The 17,499-nt window shown below is 57.6% G+C and carries 21 protein-coding genes and 1 tRNA gene; 6 read left to right on the top strand and 16 right to left on the bottom strand.

Annotated elements, in window-relative coordinates; genetic code table 11:
* Positions 1–290: 290 nt before the first annotated feature.
* From AC4ANE_RS12030 to AC4ANE_RS12020, 3 genes are read left to right on the top strand one after another with little or no spacing between them, the layout of a single operon-like run.
* Positions 291–482 carry a hypothetical protein gene (locus AC4ANE_RS12030; RefSeq protein WP_031595204.1) on the top strand — a complete coding sequence of 64 codons (192 nt, stop codon included), beginning with the start codon at positions 291–293 and terminating at the stop codon, positions 480–482.
* 36 nt (positions 483–518) lie between these two features.
* Complete coding sequence (locus tag AC4ANE_RS12025) at positions 519–731, top strand: hypothetical protein (protein ID WP_005753573.1); 213 nt, start codon at positions 519–521, stop codon at positions 729–731.
* The gene (locus AC4ANE_RS12020; RefSeq protein WP_031595208.1) at positions 731–1,843 is read left to right on the top strand and encodes a tyrosine-type recombinase/integrase; all 1,113 of its coding nucleotides are present in this window, start codon (positions 731–733) and stop codon (positions 1,841–1,843) included. Before AC4ANE_RS12025 ends, AC4ANE_RS12020 begins: the two co-directional genes overlap by 1 nt.
* A gap of 88 nt (positions 1,844–1,931) precedes the next feature.
* Here the strand turns inward: AC4ANE_RS12020 and AC4ANE_RS12015 are convergent.
* From AC4ANE_RS12015 to thrS, 9 genes are all read right to left on the bottom strand, one after another.
* Positions 1,932–2,008: transfer RNA gene (locus tag AC4ANE_RS12015), tRNA-Pro, on the bottom strand.
* Positions 2,009–2,096: 88 nt separating this feature from the next.
* The gene (locus tag AC4ANE_RS12010) at positions 2,097–2,453 is read right to left on the bottom strand and encodes a MerR family transcriptional regulator (RefSeq protein WP_002553165.1); all 357 of its coding nucleotides are present in this window, start codon (positions 2,451–2,453) and stop codon (positions 2,097–2,099) included.
* Positions 2,434–2,736, bottom strand: coding sequence for an integration host factor subunit alpha (gene ihfA, locus AC4ANE_RS12005; protein ID WP_002553164.1), 303 nt, complete (start codon positions 2,734–2,736; stop codon positions 2,434–2,436). Before ihfA ends, AC4ANE_RS12010 begins: the two co-directional genes overlap by 20 nt.
* A 3-nt stretch (positions 2,737–2,739) precedes the next feature.
* Complete coding sequence (pheT, locus tag AC4ANE_RS12000) at positions 2,740–5,118, bottom strand: phenylalanine--tRNA ligase subunit beta (RefSeq protein ID WP_002553163.1); 2,379 nt, start codon at positions 5,116–5,118, stop codon at positions 2,740–2,742.
* 28 nt (positions 5,119–5,146) lie between these two features.
* On the bottom strand, positions 5,147–6,163 hold the full coding sequence (gene pheS / locus AC4ANE_RS11995) for a phenylalanine--tRNA ligase subunit alpha (protein ID WP_002553162.1): 1,017 nt from the start codon (positions 6,161–6,163) through the stop codon (positions 5,147–5,149).
* 104 nt (positions 6,164–6,267) lie between these two features.
* Positions 6,268–6,624, bottom strand: a complete 357-nt coding sequence (rplT, locus tag AC4ANE_RS11990; RefSeq protein ID WP_002553161.1) for a 50S ribosomal protein L20 — start codon at positions 6,622–6,624, stop codon at positions 6,268–6,270.
* Between the two features lie 29 nt (positions 6,625–6,653).
* Entirely contained in the window at positions 6,654–6,848 is a 195-nt protein-coding gene (gene rpmI / locus AC4ANE_RS11985; RefSeq protein ID WP_002553160.1) for a 50S ribosomal protein L35, read from the bottom strand.
* A 60-nt stretch (positions 6,849–6,908) separates the two neighbouring features.
* The gene (gene infC / locus AC4ANE_RS11980; RefSeq protein WP_170855886.1) at positions 6,909–7,460 is read right to left on the bottom strand and encodes a translation initiation factor IF-3; all 552 of its coding nucleotides are present in this window, start codon (positions 7,458–7,460) and stop codon (positions 6,909–6,911) included.
* Complete coding sequence (gene thrS / locus AC4ANE_RS11975) at positions 7,460–9,382, bottom strand: threonine--tRNA ligase (protein WP_002553158.1); 1,923 nt, start codon at positions 9,380–9,382, stop codon at positions 7,460–7,462. Before thrS ends, infC begins: the two co-directional genes overlap by 1 nt.
* Positions 9,383–9,742: 360 nt before the next feature.
* Here thrS and AC4ANE_RS11970 point away from each other — a divergent pair, with 360 nt between their 5' ends.
* Positions 9,743–10,042, top strand: a complete 300-nt coding sequence (locus AC4ANE_RS11970) for a hypothetical protein (RefSeq protein WP_002553157.1) — start codon at positions 9,743–9,745, stop codon at positions 10,040–10,042.
* A gap of 300 nt (positions 10,043–10,342) precedes the next feature.
* Entirely contained in the window at positions 10,343–10,555 is a 213-nt protein-coding gene (locus AC4ANE_RS11965; RefSeq protein ID WP_002553156.1) for a cold-shock protein, read from the top strand.
* A 65-nt stretch (positions 10,556–10,620) separates the two neighbouring features.
* Here the strand turns inward: AC4ANE_RS11965 and AC4ANE_RS11960 are convergent, their stop codons facing one another.
* Positions 10,621–10,962, bottom strand: a complete 342-nt coding sequence (locus AC4ANE_RS11960) for an I78 family peptidase inhibitor (RefSeq protein WP_002553155.1) — start codon at positions 10,960–10,962, stop codon at positions 10,621–10,623.
* 309 nt (positions 10,963–11,271) lie between these two features.
* Here AC4ANE_RS11960 and AC4ANE_RS11955 point away from each other — a divergent pair, with 309 nt between their 5' ends.
* Positions 11,272–11,466, top strand: a complete 195-nt coding sequence (locus tag AC4ANE_RS11955; protein WP_002553154.1) for a hypothetical protein — start codon at positions 11,272–11,274, stop codon at positions 11,464–11,466.
* Between the two features lie 27 nt (positions 11,467–11,493).
* On the opposite strand, the gene AC4ANE_RS11950 is transcribed toward AC4ANE_RS11955, so the two are convergent.
* From AC4ANE_RS11950 to AC4ANE_RS11925, 6 genes are read right to left on the bottom strand one after another with little or no spacing between them, the layout of a single operon-like run.
* Positions 11,494–12,519, bottom strand: a complete 1,026-nt coding sequence (locus tag AC4ANE_RS11950; RefSeq protein ID WP_460408944.1) for a nucleoside hydrolase — start codon at positions 12,517–12,519, stop codon at positions 11,494–11,496.
* A 22-nt stretch (positions 12,520–12,541) separates the two neighbouring features.
* A complete protein-coding gene (gene rbsD / locus AC4ANE_RS11945; RefSeq protein ID WP_002553152.1) occupies positions 12,542–12,946 on the bottom strand; it encodes a D-ribose pyranase in 405 nt (134 codons plus the stop codon).
* Complete coding sequence (rbsK, locus tag AC4ANE_RS11940; protein WP_031595216.1) at positions 12,943–13,863, bottom strand: ribokinase; 921 nt, start codon at positions 13,861–13,863, stop codon at positions 12,943–12,945. Before rbsK ends, rbsD begins: the two co-directional genes overlap by 4 nt.
* Positions 13,864–13,893: 30 nt before the next feature.
* Complete coding sequence (locus AC4ANE_RS11935; protein ID WP_002553149.1) at positions 13,894–14,910, bottom strand: LacI family DNA-binding transcriptional regulator; 1,017 nt, start codon at positions 14,908–14,910, stop codon at positions 13,894–13,896.
* A 1-nt stretch (position 14,911) separates the two neighbouring features.
* Positions 14,912–15,904 (bottom strand): ABC transporter permease, encoded by a 993-nt coding sequence (locus AC4ANE_RS11930; protein WP_460408943.1) that lies wholly within the window; start codon positions 15,902–15,904, stop codon positions 14,912–14,914.
* A complete protein-coding gene (locus AC4ANE_RS11925) occupies positions 15,901–17,454 on the bottom strand; it encodes a sugar ABC transporter ATP-binding protein (protein WP_002553147.1) in 1,554 nt (517 codons plus the stop codon). The genes AC4ANE_RS11930 and AC4ANE_RS11925 overlap by 4 nt, the downstream gene beginning before the upstream one ends.
* Positions 17,455–17,499 lie beyond the last annotated feature (45 nt).

Here is a 17,499-nt window from a genome sequence, read left to right as displayed (position 1 = left end):
GATCAGTAAGCGTGAGCGCGCGTACTGGGATCAGAACGGCGGCGAAGAGTGCTGGCGCGAATTCGGGGTCGAGAGAAAAAAGGTGCCTACGGGGTTTATCTCCGGGAAGGGCGAATTTTACGACAGCGTGCTCAAGGTTCCGCTTCATCACAACCTGATGATGGTTTTCCGCGTCGGCAAAAACTGGAAGCCATAACCCCCCTTCCCTACAGAGCCTGCTGGTGATCGGCGGGCGAGGTGTACCCATGAAAGCATCAATAAAAATGCAGCCGAGCGGTTCAGGAATCACGATGGGCTGCGTTTTCCCCAGCGCGATCAAGTGTCCCAAGTGCGATTACAAGGGGCACGCCCAATTGACCACCAAACGGCGAGCGTACTGCCCGGTCTGTTTCGACGAGTTCATTCGCCAGCACGTGCCAGAGCTGATCCCCGACCCAGAAGGAAAACCCTTCGACCCCAATAGCCAGTTTGTTTACCTCTAACCCCTTCCGCCGCCAGCGCGGCCCGGAGCCAAGAAAATGAGAAAAGAACTGATCAAGATCAGTGAGTTTCAGCGTCGGCGCTGGGGCGAGAACGGCACGCCGCCGTGCCCCCAGGCGATCCGAAATTACATCCGCAACGGCCAGCTCCCAGGTGAGCAAATCGGAAAGCTCTGGTATATCGACTGGGCCGCCTACAACAAAGCAGCAGGCAATGACCTGATCGCGATGGTATTGAAAGGAGCTGCATGATGGTCCCCCGGCCGCGCAACAAATCAAACAAGGGCCTGCCCCAGAATCTGTACATGGACGACCGGCGCGGAACCTATCGATATCGCAGGCCGACTGACGGCAAGTGGTTTCAGTTTGGGACCGACCGCGTCAAAGCGGTCGACGCGGCTAAGCAACTGAATCTGGCATTCATGCAGGGGGCCGATCTGGTCGAAACGGTACTGGGCGTGACCTCTGAATCGTTTGCTGGCTTCCTTGATCACTATGAAGCAACCGTGCTGCCGCCGAGGGAACTGGCGAAAGGAACACTTCAGCTGTACGCGGTTCACTTTCGGCGTTTCCGGAAAGCGTTTGAAGGCAAGGCCGTGGATCAGATCAGCATCCGCATGGTTGCTGTGATGCTCGACGAATTGACGCCGCGTACCGCCAATCAGTGCCGAGCCCTGCTAATCGACATATTCAATCATGCCGCTGCTAAAGGCTTGTGCCCGGACAATCCTGCGGCCAGCACCATCAACCGAATCGAAAAGAAACAGCGCAAGCGCCATACCGTCGAGGGCCTGAAACTAATACGCGAGAAGTCGCAGGCCTGGCTACGGAACGCGATCGATCTGGCACTGATCACAGCCCAGCGCCGAACCGACATTTTGGACATGAAGTTTGAGGACGTGCGGGAAGGCTTTCTATATGTCATCCAGCAGAAGACGGCCAAGGCCAGTGACGCAGCCTGGATTCGATTCCGAGTGACGCCAGAGTTGCAGGCTGTCATCAGTCGGTGCCGAGACAACGTGGCTTCGCCCTATCTCGTTCACCGGCGCCCGGAGCGCCTGAAGCAAAAGCAGGCCCAGACCAAGGATCACTGGACGAAGATCGAAGAGCGATATTTGACACGCGCGTTCAAGGCAGCGCGAGAGGATGCTGGGTGCTACGCGGATTGGAGTGACGAGGAAATGCCGGGCTTTCATGAAGTGCGGGCACTGTCACTGCACCTGTACAAGAAAGCCGGAAAGGACGGGCAAAAGATCGCAGGGCATGCGAGCGAGGACATGACGAAAAACTACCAGAAAGACCACGCCGAAATCGTCTGGTCAGAGGCAGTTCCCGACCTCGATATCAGCCAGTTTTCGAATTAGTTTTGCGCAAGTTTTGCGCGGGTTTTGCGCAGGCCGGAAATCAAAAAGGGGATCAGCACCGTAAGTGACTGATCCCCTTAACAAAATATGGTCGGGACGGAGTGATTCGAACACTCGACCCCTAGCACCCCATGCTAGTGCGCTACCGGACTGCGCTACGCCCCGACTAGGCGTCTATCTGTTTTGCAACCTGCGAAAACGTTGAGAAATATACCCTAAGCATTTGAATTTTGGAAGTATCCTGGTTGCTCAATTACGCTTTGAGCATAACCAGTACGTCTTCCAGCTCGGCAATCATCTGCCGGATCATCTGCTTGTACTGCTGGGTATCGTCCTTCGGTTCCCCGGTGGTAAGACGAAGTCGGGCACCACCAATGGTGAAGCCCTGATCGTAGAGCAAGCCGCGGATCTGACGGATCATCAGCACGTCCTGGCGCTGATAATACCGGCGGTTTCCGCGTCGCTTGACGGGGTTGAGTTGAGGAAACTCCTGCTCCCAATAACGCAAAACGTGCGGTTTTACCGCGCAGAGCTCGCTAACCTCACCGATGGTGAAGTAGCGTTTGCCGGGGATCGGCGGTAGCTCATCGTTATGACTTGGTTCCAGCATATGCCTCAACTCGGGCCTTCAGCTTCTGCCCTGGACGAAAGGTGACCACACGGCGCGCCGTAATCGGAATTTCTTCACCGGTCTTGGGATTTCTCCCAGGCCGTTGGCGCTTGTCTCGAAGGTCGAAGTTGCCAAAACCTGACAACTTCACCTGCTCGTTATCTTCCAGAGCGTGCCTGATTTCTTCAAAAAACAGTTCAACCAGTTCCTTGGCTTCCCGTTTATTCAGGCCCAGCTCTTCGTACAGACGTTCGGCCATCTCAGCTTTCGTCAGAGCCCCCATACGCTACTTCCTTAACGTGGCGTTTAACCTCTCCTCAAGCGAGGTGAGGATAGCAAGTGTCGTTGCGTTTACCTCATCGTCATTAAGAGTGCGCGATGGATGCTGCCAGGTCAAGCCGACTGCAAGGCTTTTTCTATGCGGATCAATGCCTTTACCCTGGTAAACATCAAATAACCTGAGGTCTGTGAGCCACTCGCCTGCATTTTCACGAATAACGTCCAGAACGGCACTGGCCGAAACGTCGCGATCAGCCAGCAATGCCAGGTCGCGACGCACTTCCGGGAAGCGCGACAGCTCGTGGAATTTCGGCAGACGGCCTGTCGATACTTCAGCCAGAACCAGCTCGAAAACAAAGACCGGACGATCCAGGCCCAGGGTTTTCGACAGTTCCGGGTGAATGGCACCCAGGAAGCCGACTTCGCGACCATCACGCTCGATGCGAGCTGTCTGGCCTGGGTGCAAGGCGGGATGCTGGCCCGGTTTGAAGGTGAACTCACCCAGCGCACCGGCAAACCCCAGAACCGCTTCGACGTCAGCCTTGACGTCGAAGAAGTCGACCGCATCACGGCCTTGCGCCCAACCTTCCGGCAGACGGCTGCCGCATACCACACCCGCCAGCATCGGCTCTTGCTTCAAGCCGTCAAGCTGACCGACGAAGCGCAGGCCGCTTTCGAACATGCGTACGCGGTCCTGCTGGCGGTTGAGGTTGTGCTGCAGCGCTTTGACCAGACCCGGCCATAGCGAGGCGCGCATGGCGGCCATGTCATTGGAAATCGGGTTGGCCAGCAACAGTGGCTTGGCGCCCGGCGAGAACAGTTCGAACCATTTCGGGTCAATGAAGCTGTAAGTAATAGCTTCCTGATAACCGCGGGCAACCAGCAGGCGGCGCAGCTCGGGCAGATCGCCCTTGGCTTCGGCCTTGGCCTGAGGAGCAAGACGGGCTTGCGGGTAGCGGACCGGCAGACGGTTGTAACCGTACAGACGTGCCAGCTCTTCGATCAGATCTACCTCAAGGCTAATGTCGAAGCGATGACTTGGCACTTCTACACGCCACTGGCCGTCGGCTTCGGCAGCCACAGCAAGGCCCAGACCTGTCAGCAGACGCTCGATTTCGGCGTTTTCAATGACCAGACCGAGCATCTGCTCGACGCGACTGGCGCGCAACGTAACCGGAGCAATCGATGGCAAATGCTGTTCGCTGACCACTTCTGTTATCGGACCAGCCTCACCACCGATGATTTCCAGCAGCAGGCCAGTCGCACGCTCCATGGCTTCACGGGCCAGTTGCCAGTCAACACCACGCTCGTAACGGTGCGAGGCATCGGTGTGCAGACCGTAGGAACGCGCCTTGCCAGCCACCGAGATGGTGTCGAAGAAAGCACTTTCCAGGAAGATGTCACGAGTACCGGCAGTTACGCCGCTATGCTCGCCACCCATGACACCGGCAATTGCCAGAGCACGCTGGTGGTCGGCAATGACCAGGGTGTCGGCACGCAGGCTGACTTCCTGACCGTCGAGCAGAACGAGCTTCTCGCCCTCCTCCGCCATGCGCACACGAATGCCGCCGTTGATTTCGGCCAGATCGAAAGCATGCAGAGGCTGACCCAGCTCGAGCATCACATAGTTGGTGATATCGACAGCGGCATCGATGCTGCGCACGTCGGAACGACGCAGACGCTCGACCATCCACAACGGAGTAGGACGCGACAGATCAACGTTGCGGATGACGCGGCCCAGGTAACGCGGGCATGCAGCCGGAGCCAATACTTCAACCGGGCGCACTTCATCGTGTACAGCAGCGACAGCAGCGATCTGCGGACGGGTCACGTCAGCGGCGTACAACGCGCCGACTTCACGCGCCAGGCCTGCTACTGACAAACAGTCGCCACGGTTCGGGGTCAGGTCGACCTCAATGCTGGCGTCATCCAGGTTCAGGTAGACACGAATGTCTTCACCGACCGGCGCATCGGCGGCCAGCTCCATCAGGCCATCATTACCCTCGCCGGCCTGCAACTCGGCAGCCGAACACAGCATGCCGTTGGACTCGACGCCACGCAGCTTGGCTTTCTTGATCTTGAAATCGCCCGGAAGCTCGGCGCCGATCATGGCAAATGGAATTTTCAGACCGGGTCGCACGTTCGGCGCGCCACACACAACCTGAAAGGTTTCGCTGCCATTGCTGACCTGGCACACGCGCAGCTTGTCGGCATCGGGGTGTTGTTCGGTGCCCAGCACCTCACCCACGACCACCCCACTGAAAACGCCGGCGGCCAGCGTGACGCTGTCAACCTCAAGACCGGCCATCGACAGACGAGCAACCAGCTCGTCGCGGGAAACCTGCGGGCTTACCCAGCCACGCAGCCATTGTTCACTGAATTTCATCCTGCTCTCCTGAAAGGTTAGTTACGACTTAGCGAAATTGCGCGAGGAACCGCAAATCGTTGTCGAAGAACAGGCGCAAATCATTGACGCCGTAACGCAGCATGGCCAGACGCTCTACGCCCATGCCGAACGCGAAGCCCTGAAACTCTTCAGGGTCGATGCCCGACATGCGCAGCACGTTCGGGTGGACCATACCGCAGCCCATGACTTCAAGCCAGCCAGTCTGCTTGCAGACACGGCAGCCCTTGCCGCTGCACATCACGCATTCCATATCCACTTCTGCCGACGGCTCGGTGAACGGGAAATACGAAGGACGGAAGCGCACGGCCAGCTCTTTCTCGAAGAACACCCGCAGAAATTCTTCGATGGTGCCTTTCAGGTCGGCAAAGTTGATGTCGCGATCAACCAGCAGACCTTCGATCTGGTGGAACATCGGCGAGTGGGTGATATCGGAGTCGCTACGGTACACACGGCCTGGGCAGACAATGCGGATCGGCGGCTGTTGCGATTCCATGGTGCGGACCTGTACCGGTGAGGTATGGGTGCGCAGCAGCATGTTCGCATTGAAATAGAAGGTGTCATGCATCGACCGGGCCGGGTGATGGCCTGGGATGTTGAGCGCCTCGAAGTTGTGGTAATCGTCTTCGACTTCAGGGCCTTCGGCGATGCCGTAGCCAATGTGCGTGAAGAATTGTTCGATACGTTCCAGAGTACGGGTAATCGGGTGCAGACCACCGGAGGTCTGGCCGCGGCCCGGCAGGGTCACGTCGATGCATTCGGCGGCGAGTTTGGCAGTCAGTTCTGCCTGCTCGAACGATGCCTTGCGTGCATTGAGAACCTCTGTGACACGCTCCTTGGCAACGTTGATCAGCGCACCGACTTGCGGACGCTCTTCAGCTGGCAGGTTCCCCAGGGTCTTCATCACCTGAGTCAACTCGCCTTTCTTGCCGAGGTAGTGAACCCGGATTTGCTCCAGGGCATTGATATCTTCGGCGCTTTGCACAGCCTCAAGAGCTTGAGAGACCAGCGCGTCCAGGTTTTCCATGTACAGACTCCAGATACAAAATAGGGGAAGAGCTGAAGGCTCTTCCCCTATTTATGACGTTTAACACCGACCCCGGAGAACCGGGGCCAGTGATTGTCGGGGACTTAGGCCAAGGTGGCTTTAGCTTTCTCGACAATCGCAGCAAACGCCGCTTTTTCGTTCACTGCCAGATCAGCCAGAACCTTACGGTCGATCTCGATGGACGCTTTTTTCAGGCCGGCAATGAAACGGCTGTAGGACAGACCGTTAACACGAGCACCAGCGTTGATACGAGCGATCCACAGAGCGCGGAACTGACGTTTTTTCTGACGACGGTCACGGTAGGCGTATTGGCCTGCCTTGATTACCGCTTGCTTGGCAACACGGAATACGCGTGAACGCGCGCCGTAGTAGCCTTTTGCAAGTTTCAGAATTTTTTTGTGACGCTTACGGGCAATGACGCCACGCTTTACACGAGCCATGAGTTACTTCCTCTATATCTTGATCAAAATTAACGAAGGCGCAGCATGCGCTCGACTTTTGCCACGTCAGACGGATGCAGCAAGCTGCTACCGCGCAGTTGACGCTTACGCTTTGTCGACATTTTGGTCAGGATGTGGCTCTTGAAAGCGTGTTTGTGCTTGATGCCGTTGGCGGTTTTCAAAAACCGCTTAGCTGCACCACTTTTAGTCTTCATCTTTGGCATGTTCGGATACTCCGCATTCAGTTGATAAATATAACCGCAAGGCCTGCCGTGCCCTGGTGGTTATTTCTTCTTTTTCGGGGCGATGACCATGATCAGCTGGCGTCCTTCCATCTTAGGATGCTGTTCGACGGAACCGTATTCGAGCAGGTCACCTTCAACCCGCTTCAACAGCTCCATACCCAGCTCCTGGTGGGCCATCTCACGACCGCGGAATCTCAACGATACCTTGGCCCTGTCCCCGTCACTCAGGAAACGTACCAGGTTGCGTAGTTTTACCTGGTAATCCCCTTCCTCCGTCCCTGGACGAAACTTGATTTCTTTAACCTGGATCTGCTTCTGGTTTTTCTTCGCTGCAGCAACCTGCTTCTTCTTCTCGAAGATCGATTTGCCGTAATCCATCACACGGCAGACCGGAGGAAGTGCGTCGGCAGAAATCTCTACCAGATCCAGCTTAGCCTCTTCGGCAATACGAAGCGCTTCATCAATCGAGACGATGCCAATCTGCTCGCCGTCAGCGCCAATTAAACGAACCTCGCGGGCCGAGATATTTTCATTGATCGGGGCCTTGGGTGCAGCTCGTTTATCTTGTCTCATTTCACGCTTAATAATAATTACTCCGTATCTTGGCGACCACGCCGGGAAACCGCTTGTGCGAGGAATTCAGCGAATTGGGCAACCGGCATCGAGCCAAGGTCAGCGCCTTCACGTGTACGCACAGCGACAGTTTGCATTTCAACCTCCCGATCTCCAATCACGAGGAGATAAGGAACCTTGAGCAAAGTATGCTCGCGGATTTTAAAGCCGATCTTTTCATTTCTCAAGTCGGACTTGGCACGAAACCCGCTTTCAGCCAGAGTTTTTTCCACTTCAAGGGCAAAATCGGCCTGTTTGTCAGTGATATTCATGATCACTGCCTGAGTAGGCGCCAGCCAGGCTGGAAACGCGCCCTCGTAATGCTCGATCAGAATTCCGATGAAACGCTCGAAAGACCCAAGGATCGCACGGTGCAACATGACCGGATTCTTGCGACTGTTGTCTTCCGAAACGTACTCGGCGCTCAAACGGATCGGCAAGTTGAAGTCCAGCTGCAAGGTGCCGCACTGCCAGACCCGGCCGAGGCAGTCCTTCAGGGAAAACTCGATTTTCGGACCGTAGAACGCGCCTTCGCCCGGCTGCAGATCATAGGGCAGACCAGCACTGTCGAGCGCAGAGGCCAGCGCCGTCTCGGCACGGTCCCAAAGCTCGTCGGAGCCTACACGCTTTTCAGGGCGAGTGGACAATTTGAGTTCGATGTCCTTGAAACCGAAATCGGCGTAGACATCCAGCGTCAGCTTGATGAATGCGGCAGATTCGGCCTGCATCTGATCTTCGGTACAGAAGATATGAGCATCGTCCTGAGTGAAGCCACGCACACGCATGATGCCATGCAAGGCCCCCGACGGCTCGTTACGGTGGCAGGCACCGAACTCGGCCAGACGCATCGGCAGCTCGCGATAGCTCTTCAGGCCCTGATTGAACACCTGCACGTGGCAAGGGCAGTTCATCGGCTTGATCGCGTAGTCGCGGCTCTCGGACTCGGTGGTGAACATGTTGTCAGCGTAGTTGGCCCAGTGCCCGGATTTCTCCCAGAGCGAGCGATCGACCACTTGTGGGGTCTTTATCTCGAGGTAGCCATTCTCGCGCTGCACTTTGCGCATGTACTGCTCGAGCACCTGATACAGGGTCCAGCCCTGCGGATGCCAGAACACCATACCCGGCGCTTCTTCCTGGGTATGGAACAGGCCGAGGCGCTTGCCGATCTTGCGATGATCGCGCTTTTCGGCTTCTTCGATGCGCTGAATGTAGGCAGCCAGCTGCTTCTTGTCAGCCCAGGCAGTGCCGTAGACACGCTGCAATTGCTCGTTCTTGGCGTCACCGCGCCAGTAGGCACCGGACAGCTTGGTCAGCTTGAACGATTTCAGGAAACGCGTATTCGGCACGTGCGGGCCACGGCACATGTCGACGTATTCTTCGTGGTAATACAGGCCCATGGCCTGCTCGTTCGGCATGTCTTCGACCAGGCGCAGCTTGTAGTCTTCATGACGGGCGGTGAACACCTCGATCACTTCAGCGCGCGGGGTGACTTTCTTGATGACGTCGTAATCTTTTTCGATCAGCTGCTGCATGCGCTGCTCGATCGCCGCCATGTCGTCAGGCGTGAACGGGCGCTCGTAGGCGATATCGTAATAGAAGCCGTCGTCGATCACCGGGCCGATGACCATTTTTGCAGTCGGATACAACTGCTTGACCGCATGCCCGACCAGGTGAGCGCAAGAGTGACGGATTATTTCCAGTCCTTCCTGATCCTTGGGGGTGATGATCTGCAGGCTGGCATCGTTTTCGATCAGGTCGCAGGCGTCGACGAGCTTGCCGTCAACCTTGCCGGCCACGGTGGCCTTGGCCAGCCCGGCACCGATTGAAAGCGCGACATCGGCTACGGAAACCGCATGATCGAATGAACGTTGACTGCCGTCGGGAAGAGTAATAGTTGGCATGGCGCCTCCTCTCCTAGTGGTGACCCCTACCAAAGGTCACGTGGGTTGGGATGAGCCAGTACGTGATCCGGTGGTATGCCTGCCTCACAGTGGCAGGAGCCTTGGGGCCAACCTTGAACCGGACCAGATGACTGGAATGTACGAAAAACCTGCCTGCGTCGCGTCCAAAGCCATCAGCCATGGGGACACTTGAAAATAACAGGACGCGCATCCTAGCACAGCTCGGCCGACACCGGACGTTCATATGCGTAAATCACGCCAAATAACACGTCACCTGAACTGGCAGGCGTGATGGGCGTCTTAACCAGTCAGGATCCTGTACGTTTCCTTGTTCACTAAAGTCAGCAAAAGGAGAACACCATGAAGCTTTCCCGTCTGTCCGCACTCCTCGCCTGCGCCGCCGTCATGGCCCCTTGGGGCGCTCAGGCTGCCATGGAAAAAACCGTGCAAGACACGTTCACCCAGGAATGCATCGCTGCGGCGAATCAGCACAAGCAAGATGCCAAGGCCGCGCAGGCTCATTGCGATTGCAGCGCCCGGGTAGTGAACAAGGAGTTTTCTCAGCAGGAAATCGAAGCATTGAGCAGTAACGATAGCGCTCCTGCCCCTGCATTGACGCAAAAACTGCAGAAACTGGTTGCCGAAAACTGCACCAAATAAAAATAAATCATTTTTTTAACGCAGTAAAGCAGATGCCTGAAATGCCGAGAGCTACGCCCCGCCGCCAACCTGAAAGCCTTGCAGAGCGGGGCTTTCAGCATATCCCGAATAGTCTTGATGCAAGACTGGCAGAGACATCATTTAGCCACTTTATGTGTATGACGCTTTGCATATGCAGCGACCCAGACTAAAGAGATCACCTTAGTAGCTGTCTTTTTGCGCATTTCGACTATGATAGGCCCGTGTGCCCAGTTGGCCTGAGCAGCACGTTATTGAAAATTATGTTTCTGGAGATACACCATGTCTAATCGCCAAACCGGCACCGTAAAATGGTTCAACGATGAAAAAGGCTTCGGCTTTATCACTCCACAGGGTGGCGGTGACGACCTGTTCGTACACTTCAAAGCGATCGAAAGCGACGGTTTCAAAAGCCTGAAAGAAGGCCAGACCGTTTCTTTTGTTGCTGCTAAAGGCCAGAAAGGCATGCAGGCAGAACAAGTCCGCGTTGACTGATTCATTCGGCGCAAAAAAACCCCGTCACTGACGGGGTTTTTTATGCGCCACAGAAAAGTGCCGACTCAACCGCAGTTGATGCGTGTCACCTTTCCCGAAGCGTCGGTATTGACGTTTACCCGCTCGGATCGGTATTCCAGCGTAACCATATCGTCAGGCCCGAGAATGCGGGCATCCTGAGAACCGGTACGGGCGCGCACTTGTGACAGAAGGTCGATGGACGCTGGCTTGCCGATTGCGAACTGGCCAAGCCCTGCATCACAACGGCCAGGTATCGCGTTACTGGCGGATGCGGGTGCGTCTGCCTTGACGGACGCTTCAGCGCCCTTATCAGAGGACGTGCTGCTGCATCCTGCCAGCAACGACGCCACGACCACAAAACCCAATGTTGCGAACTTCCGGGGCATACACCCTCCTCTGCCAATAAAACATTCCAGACCTGTCCGACCGCACTCAGGCGCGTTGGTTGCACACCTAAGTTGAGAAGCCATCGGTAACCTGTTGATCTGCCTGGGCCGAGAGTCTGCCTTGGGATCACACAAGGCGCGCGGTGAAATCGTCACAAAACGTTTACAACCTATGGCCATAGACTCGGACTATCGGGATGAGATGTAAGTAGAAGTGTCAAAATGTGCGCGGGATGGTTTACTGCGAGAGACGCAAGCGCCGGGAAGCGAACAGCGTAGTGCGTGACCCTTTACTGGAGATCAACAGACATGACAGCCATAACTCTGGATGCAGACATCAAGGCCAGATGGCCTCAGGGCCACTGCTCGCACAGCCCCGGAAACCCGGAAGAGCTGATGATCATTGCCGTCGACCTGCTGATCAAGGAACTGGGCACCGAGGGTGCCCGCGCCTTCATCAGCCAGGTACTGAGCCGTTATGCCACGGCAGGGCTGCCGGTCTGATGCACCTGTTGCAGCCCGCGTGATGGGTTACTTCAGTCGCGCCAGACGCTCGGTCAGCAGATCGAAGAAACCCTGAGCGTTGCCATTCTCGACCCAGAATACATTCTGCGGCTGCTTGAGCGTGCCGTACCAGTCAGCCACCGTCTGGCCGAAACCAATGCCCTCGCGGGTGTCGACCGCAACGTTGATCTGCCGCCCGGAAAACAACTCGGGCTTGAGCAACCAGGCAATGACACTGGCGTCGTGAACCGGCCCACCGGGCAAGCCGTAATGCTCCATGTCCAGTTTGACGTATTCATTGAGAATGCCGTCGACCAGCTTGCCGGCGTTATTGCCCAGTGCGGCAATCTGCTTGAGGCGTTGTTCGCTGGTCAGGATCTTGTGGGTCACGTCCAACGGTACGTAAGTAAGCTTCACACCACTGGCCAGAACGATCTGCGCAGCATGCGGGTCAGCAAACAGGTTGAATTCGGCAACCGGCGTGATGTTACCGCCGTTGAAATGCGCGCCCCCCATGACCACCACTTCCTTGATGCCCTGGGTGATTTCCGGTGCCTGCACGAGCGCCAGCGCCAGGTTGGTCTGCGGACCGAGCATGGCGATAGTGATGCTGTGCGGCTTGGCCTTGCTCAAGGTGCGGATCAGGTAATCGACTGCATTACCGTCGGCCAACCCCTTGGCTGGCTCATGCACGGGCACGCCGGGCAACCCCTCCTGACCGTGAACGTTTTCGGCGTAGATAGGTGTGCGCACCAACGGTTTGGGCGCACCGGCATACACCGGCACTTCTTCACGCCCGGCCCATTCACGCGCCAGCCTGGCATTGCGCGAGGTCTTGTCCAGACGGACATTGCCGGCCACGGTGGTGATCGCCATCACGTTCAATTCTTCGGGTGACGCCAGCGCCAGCAGCAACGCAACGACGTCGTCCGCGCCAGGGTCGGTATCGATGATCAGATAACGCTTTTCTGCCGCCTGAACGGCAGCGCTACTCAGTATGGACAAGAGCAATGCTCCACGAATGAACTGTCTGGAAAACTGCATCAACGTCATATGAAACTCCCTTTCTTGATAGCTAGAACACAACTCCGGAAACCAGCGCCACATTACTGTACGGCTGGCATTCTCCGGTACGGATGATTGCCCTGGCCTTGCGGCTCAATACTTTCAGGTCCTCATGGCTTATCCAGCGCTGCTGACCCAATTGATCATCGAGGTTCAGGCTTTCGATGACCTGCAATGCGGGAGGTTTGACCTCGGCCATTTCGTTGGCCAGCACATGGCTTTCGACCTGCATCTCACTCAGCACCACGTCCAGCACACTGACGAAATCAGGTACGCCGCGAGTCAGCGCCAGGTCGATCAGCTCGACGCCTGCCGGTACTGGCATTCCAGCGTCGACGATCATCAGGATGTCGCCATGCCCCAGCGACGCAATGACGCGAGACAGGGCAATGTTGAGTAGCGGGGTCTTTTTCATAGTGAATCGAATTCCTTTACTTCCTCGAACGTCGGGATGGACGGCTGGGCACCCGCGCGGGTCACGGATATGGCTGCCGCGGCCTGACCGAAGCGAATGGCCTGCGATTCACTCTGACCCGCCGCCAGTGCTGCGGCAAAACCACCGACAAAGGTATCACCTGCAGCGGTGGTGTCCACGGCCTGTACACGACGCGCAGGGATATGTTCCACGCCCGCAGCACTGGCGAACAGGGTTCCACGCTCACCCAGGGTAATGATTACGTTGCGCGCCCCGGCCGCCAGCATGGCCGCTGCCGCCTCTTCAGCCGCCGCCGAGGAGTCGACAGTCACACCGGTCAGGGTCTGTGCCTCGCTTTCATTGGGGATCAGATAGTCGATCAGGCCATACCAGTTTGCCGGCAAAGGCTCGCTGGCCGGGGCAGGATTGAGAATGACGGTCTTGCCCAGCGCGCGGGCGCGGGTAAGGGTGTGGAAAACTGTTTCAGTCGGTACTTCAAGCTGGCAAATGACGATCCCGGAACCCGCCAGCAATGCGTCGAAACGCTCGATCAATGCCGGAGTGAGCCGACCATTGCCTCCAGCAACGATGACAATTGCATTCTGACTGCTGGCGTCGACCACAATCGAAGCGATCCCGGTGGACACGCCTTCAACGACCGTCACGGCCTGACAGTCGATATGCTCGGCCAGCAGTGCTGCACGCAGCTGTTCCCCGCAGGCATCGGCCCCCACACAGCCGATCATCGCCACACTGCCACCCAGGCGCGCTGCGGCAACTGCCTGGTTGGCGCCTTTACCGCCAGGCACGGTGTCGAACGTCTCCCCGCTCAGCGTCTCGCCGGGGCGCGGCAGACGCTGGGCGCGGATGACCAGATCCATGTTCAGGCTGCCCACTATCACTATTTTTGCTTGCATGTCTCATTAATCCGTTGCTGTGCGTGCGCGTCATTCATTGGACAAAGTGTTCGGCGCTGCCGTGGACTCGCGCACCACGACGCAAGGCGTCACGAGTCTTTTTTCGACAGGAACTGTATGCGGTGCGGCGATTCGGTTTAACAACATTTCGGCGGCGGTTTCGCCCAGTTGCATGATCGATTGCCCCACGGTGGTGAGGGCCGGATAGACGTAGCGGCTCATCTGAATGTCATCAAAGCCGATGACCGACAGATCCTGAGGCACGCGAATCGAACGCTCGGCGGCAGCGCGCAGCACACCGATGGCGATGACATCGTTGCCGGCAAAGATCGCTGTTGGCGCATGACCGGCCAGCAGCAGCTTCGCAGCCGCATGGCCAGCCGAACTGGTAAATTCGCTGTGCACCGCCCAATCCGGGCCGACCTCGACAGATGCCTGCTGCATGGCCCGCCGATAACCCGCCAGGCGCATTTCGGCAACCATGCTGTCGCGCGGTCCGCCAATGCAGGCAATGTGACGATGCCCGAGATCCAGCAGATGTCGGGTTGCCAGCCAGGCACCCTGCTCGTGATCGATGCGCACCATGTCAGCTTCGATGCCTTGCAGCTCGCGGTCGACGATTACCAGCGGCGTGCGCACCTCGGTGAGGCCACAGGCAACACTGGCATCACCCGCCACAGACGAGACAATCAACCCGTCAACGCGCTTTTCCAGCAAAACACGCAGGTAACTGCGCTGTTTTTCCGGGTTGTCGTCGGAATTACAGAGGATCACGCAAAAACCGTTGCGCTCACAGTAGTCCTCGATGCCCCTCGCCAACTCGGCGAAATACGGATTCATGCCGTTGGGAATCAACAGGCCGATAGTCGATGTGCTCCTGGCCTTCAGCGAACGCGCCACGGCGCTGGGCACATAATCGAGCTGCGCGATGGCCGCCTCGACCTTGAGCCTGACCGGCTCGCTCACCGGCCGGGTCTTGTTCAGCACATGGGAAACCGTGGTGTACGAGATTCCCGCCAGCGCCGCGACATCCTTGATAGTCGCCATATCAGCCCTGGCGCCGTGCCCGGTGACTGCGGTAGGTGTCCAGCACTACTGCGATCACAATCACCGCACCAGTGATGATGCGTTTGGTCGGCTCGGTCGCACCGATCTGCGCCAGGCCTGCGGCCAGTACCGAAATGATCAGCACGCCGAAAAAAGTACTGATGATCGAACCGCGCCCGCCCATCAGGCTGGTGCCACCGATCACGACGGCGGCAATCACTTGCAGCTCAAGCCCGGCACCGGCATTCGGATCAGCCGCTTCCAGTCGCGATATCTGAAACAGCGCCGCCACACCGGCCAACAGGCCCATCAGCGAGAACACCAGAATCTTGTAGGGTTTGGGATTGATACCGGCCAGACGCACCGCTTCTTCATTGGTGCCGATGCCGATCAGGTAGCGACCAAAAACGGTACGGGTCAGCACCGCCTGAGGAATGAAAATAACCAGCAGTGCGATGATGAAGGACGGCGCGATACCGAACGCGATCGGGTCAGACAGCCAGGCGAACGAATCACCGATATAAGCGGTGCGCGAATTGGTCATCTGGTAGGCCGCGCCACGGGCCATCTCAAGCACACCGAGGGAGACGATGAACGAAGGGATGCGCCAGGCAACAGTAATGGAGCCGGTAATCGTACCGGCCAGGGTCGCGCAGGCGATGCCTAGCAAGGCGGCCGGGAACACACTCCAGCCCCAGCCCAGGATGGCCACACTCACAGCCGAAGCAGCCAGCGCCAGCACCGACCCAACGGACAGGTCGATACCGCCGATGATGAGGATAAGCGTCATGCCGACCGACAGCACCATCAGGTCAGGGATCTGGTTGGCCAGCATGCTGAATGTCTGATAGGACAGAAAGTGATCGCTGAGCAGGGAAAACAGCACGATCATCACCAGCAGCGCACCCGCCAGCCCGATGTAGGTGCCAAGACCAAAGTAATTGCCGCCGCGACGGGCCGGCACGGTCAGCGTCGGAGAAGGAGTATTTTTCATGAGTCGTTCCTGGGCGCGGCGTTATTGAGCAGCGCGTCACGTTTCTGATAACCGGCAAAGGCAGCGGCAAGCAATTGGTCCTGGGTCCAGCTGTCGCGCTCAAACGTGTCGATCAGGCGACCGGCAGACAGCACACCGATACGATCGCAGATCAACATCAGTTCGCGCAGATCACTGGAAACCACCACCAGCGCCCTGCCCTGACGGGTCAATTCGGCCAGCAGCGCGTAGATATCGAATTTGGCACCGACGTCGATACCTCGGGTCGGTTCGTCGAACAGCATCACCGGGCAATCACGTTCCAGCCAGCGACCGATCACGACCTTCTGCTGATTACCGCCTGACAGCTCGGAGACCAGCTGGTCCGGACTGGAACTGCGAATACGCATGGCAGCCACCTGGCGCTGCGCCAGCTTCAGTTCGTCATCGGTGTTGACCAGGCCTGCTCTGGAGATCGAATGCATATTACCCAGCGCAATGTTGGCGCTGATTGACTGCGACATCAGCAGTCCTTCACTCTTGCGGTCTTCCGTGATCAGGGCAATACCGTGCCCCACGGCGTCCGAGGGTGAACGGATGGTGACGGCTTGCAGTGGCTGCCCAACTTCAATCGCACCACTGTCGGCAACATCTGCACCGTAGATCAGGCGCAGCAACTCGGTGCGCCCGGCACCGATCAGCCCGGAAATACCGAAGATTTCACCTCGTCGCACATCGAAGGAAACATCCTGAACCTTGCCGGCACGACTGAGCCCCTTGACTGACAGCGCTACTTCGCCAATCTGCCGGGCACCCATGTCCATGTGTTCGCCAAGTTCACGGCCGACCATCAACGTGACCAGTTGCTCGCTGTTGTAAAGGGCAATCGGCTCGACGCACACCAGCTTGCCATCGCGCAGTACGGCTATGCGCTGAGACACCCTGGCAAGCTCCTCAAGCCGGTGGGAGATGTAGATGATCGAGACGCCACGAGCCTGCAATCGCGTGATCTGCTCGAACAGCATTTCCACCTCGCGGGAGGTGAGCATGGCAGTAGGCTCGTCGAGGATCAGCACATGGCAGTCGCCAACCAGGTTGCGAGCGATCTCGACCATCTGCTGATGACCGATGCCCAAATCGCCGACCAGCGTATCGGGATCAATAGCGTCCAGCCCCACTTGAGCCATAGCCTTGATCGCGTTTTCACGCAGGCGCTTGCGGTCGATCCAGCCAGCACGACGCGGCAGGTCGTCAAGGAACAGGTTTTCGGCAACGGTCAGGGTCGGCAGCAGGTTCAGTTCCTGCATGACCATGCGAACCCCGAGCCTTTCGGCCTGGGTACGACTCGCAGGTTCATAAGGCTGCCCTTGAAACTCCATGCGCCCGGTAGTGGGCGTCACCAGGCCGCCAATGATTTTCGACAAGGTGCTTTTACCGGCACCGTTTTCCCCGGTCAGGGCCAGCACTTCGCCACGCATCAACGTCAGATCGACGTCACCGAGCACGGGTTGAGCGTAGGTTTTACCGATGCCACTGACCGAAAGAACAGCTGTCTGAACAGACGCTGACATAGATTTCTCCCAGCGCCCGTCCTTCAAGGACGGGCACCTTTACGC

This window comes from Pseudomonas sp. Pme6b, assembly GCF_058129925.1.
Note: the sequence above shows the minus strand (reverse complement) of the source record. Positions and strands in the feature narration are given on the sequence as shown.

Excerpts from the sequence above, each read along its gene's own strand:
- AC4ANE_RS12030 (WP_031595204.1), top strand. The coding sequence starts at position 291 with ATGGGCTGCGTTTTCCCCAGCGCGATCAAGTGTCCCAAGTGCGATTAC.
- AC4ANE_RS12025 (WP_005753573.1), top strand. The coding sequence starts at position 519 with ATGAGAAAAGAACTGATCAAGATCAGTGAGTTTCAGCGTCGGCGCTGG.
- AC4ANE_RS12020 (WP_031595208.1), top strand. The coding sequence starts at position 731 with ATGGTCCCCCGGCCGCGCAACAAATCAAACAAGGGCCTGCCCCAGAAT.
- AC4ANE_RS12010 (WP_002553165.1), bottom strand. The coding sequence starts at position 2,453 with ATGCTGGAACCAAGTCATAACGATGAGCTACCGCCGATCCCCGGCAAA.
- ihfA (WP_002553164.1), bottom strand. The coding sequence starts at position 2,736 with ATGGGGGCTCTGACGAAAGCTGAGATGGCCGAACGTCTGTACGAAGAG.
- pheT (WP_002553163.1), bottom strand. The coding sequence starts at position 5,118 with ATGAAATTCAGTGAACAATGGCTGCGTGGCTGGGTAAGCCCGCAGGTT.
- pheS (WP_002553162.1), bottom strand. The coding sequence starts at position 6,163 with ATGGAAAACCTGGACGCGCTGGTCTCTCAAGCTCTTGAGGCTGTGCAA.
- rplT (WP_002553161.1), bottom strand. The coding sequence starts at position 6,624 with ATGGCTCGTGTAAAGCGTGGCGTCATTGCCCGTAAGCGTCACAAAAAA.
- rpmI (WP_002553160.1), bottom strand. The coding sequence starts at position 6,848 with ATGCCAAAGATGAAGACTAAAAGTGGTGCAGCTAAGCGGTTTTTGAAA.
- thrS (WP_002553158.1), bottom strand. The coding sequence starts at position 9,382 with ATGCCAACTATTACTCTTCCCGACGGCAGTCAACGTTCATTCGATCAT.
- AC4ANE_RS11970 (WP_002553157.1), top strand. The coding sequence starts at position 9,743 with ATGAAGCTTTCCCGTCTGTCCGCACTCCTCGCCTGCGCCGCCGTCATG.
- AC4ANE_RS11965 (WP_002553156.1), top strand. The coding sequence starts at position 10,343 with ATGTCTAATCGCCAAACCGGCACCGTAAAATGGTTCAACGATGAAAAA.
- AC4ANE_RS11960 (WP_002553155.1), bottom strand. The coding sequence starts at position 10,962 with ATGCCCCGGAAGTTCGCAACATTGGGTTTTGTGGTCGTGGCGTCGTTG.
- AC4ANE_RS11955 (WP_002553154.1), top strand. The coding sequence starts at position 11,272 with ATGACAGCCATAACTCTGGATGCAGACATCAAGGCCAGATGGCCTCAG.
- AC4ANE_RS11950 (WP_460408944.1), bottom strand. The coding sequence starts at position 12,519 with ATGACGTTGATGCAGTTTTCCAGACAGTTCATTCGTGGAGCATTGCTC.
- rbsD (WP_002553152.1), bottom strand. The coding sequence starts at position 12,946 with ATGAAAAAGACCCCGCTACTCAACATTGCCCTGTCTCGCGTCATTGCG.
- rbsK (WP_031595216.1), bottom strand. The coding sequence starts at position 13,863 with ATGCAAGCAAAAATAGTGATAGTGGGCAGCCTGAACATGGATCTGGTC.
- AC4ANE_RS11935 (WP_002553149.1), bottom strand. The coding sequence starts at position 14,910 with ATGGCGACTATCAAGGATGTCGCGGCGCTGGCGGGAATCTCGTACACC.
- AC4ANE_RS11930 (WP_460408943.1), bottom strand. The coding sequence starts at position 15,904 with ATGAAAAATACTCCTTCTCCGACGCTGACCGTGCCGGCCCGTCGCGGC.
- AC4ANE_RS11925 (WP_002553147.1), bottom strand. The coding sequence starts at position 17,454 with ATGTCAGCGTCTGTTCAGACAGCTGTTCTTTCGGTCAGTGGCATCGGT.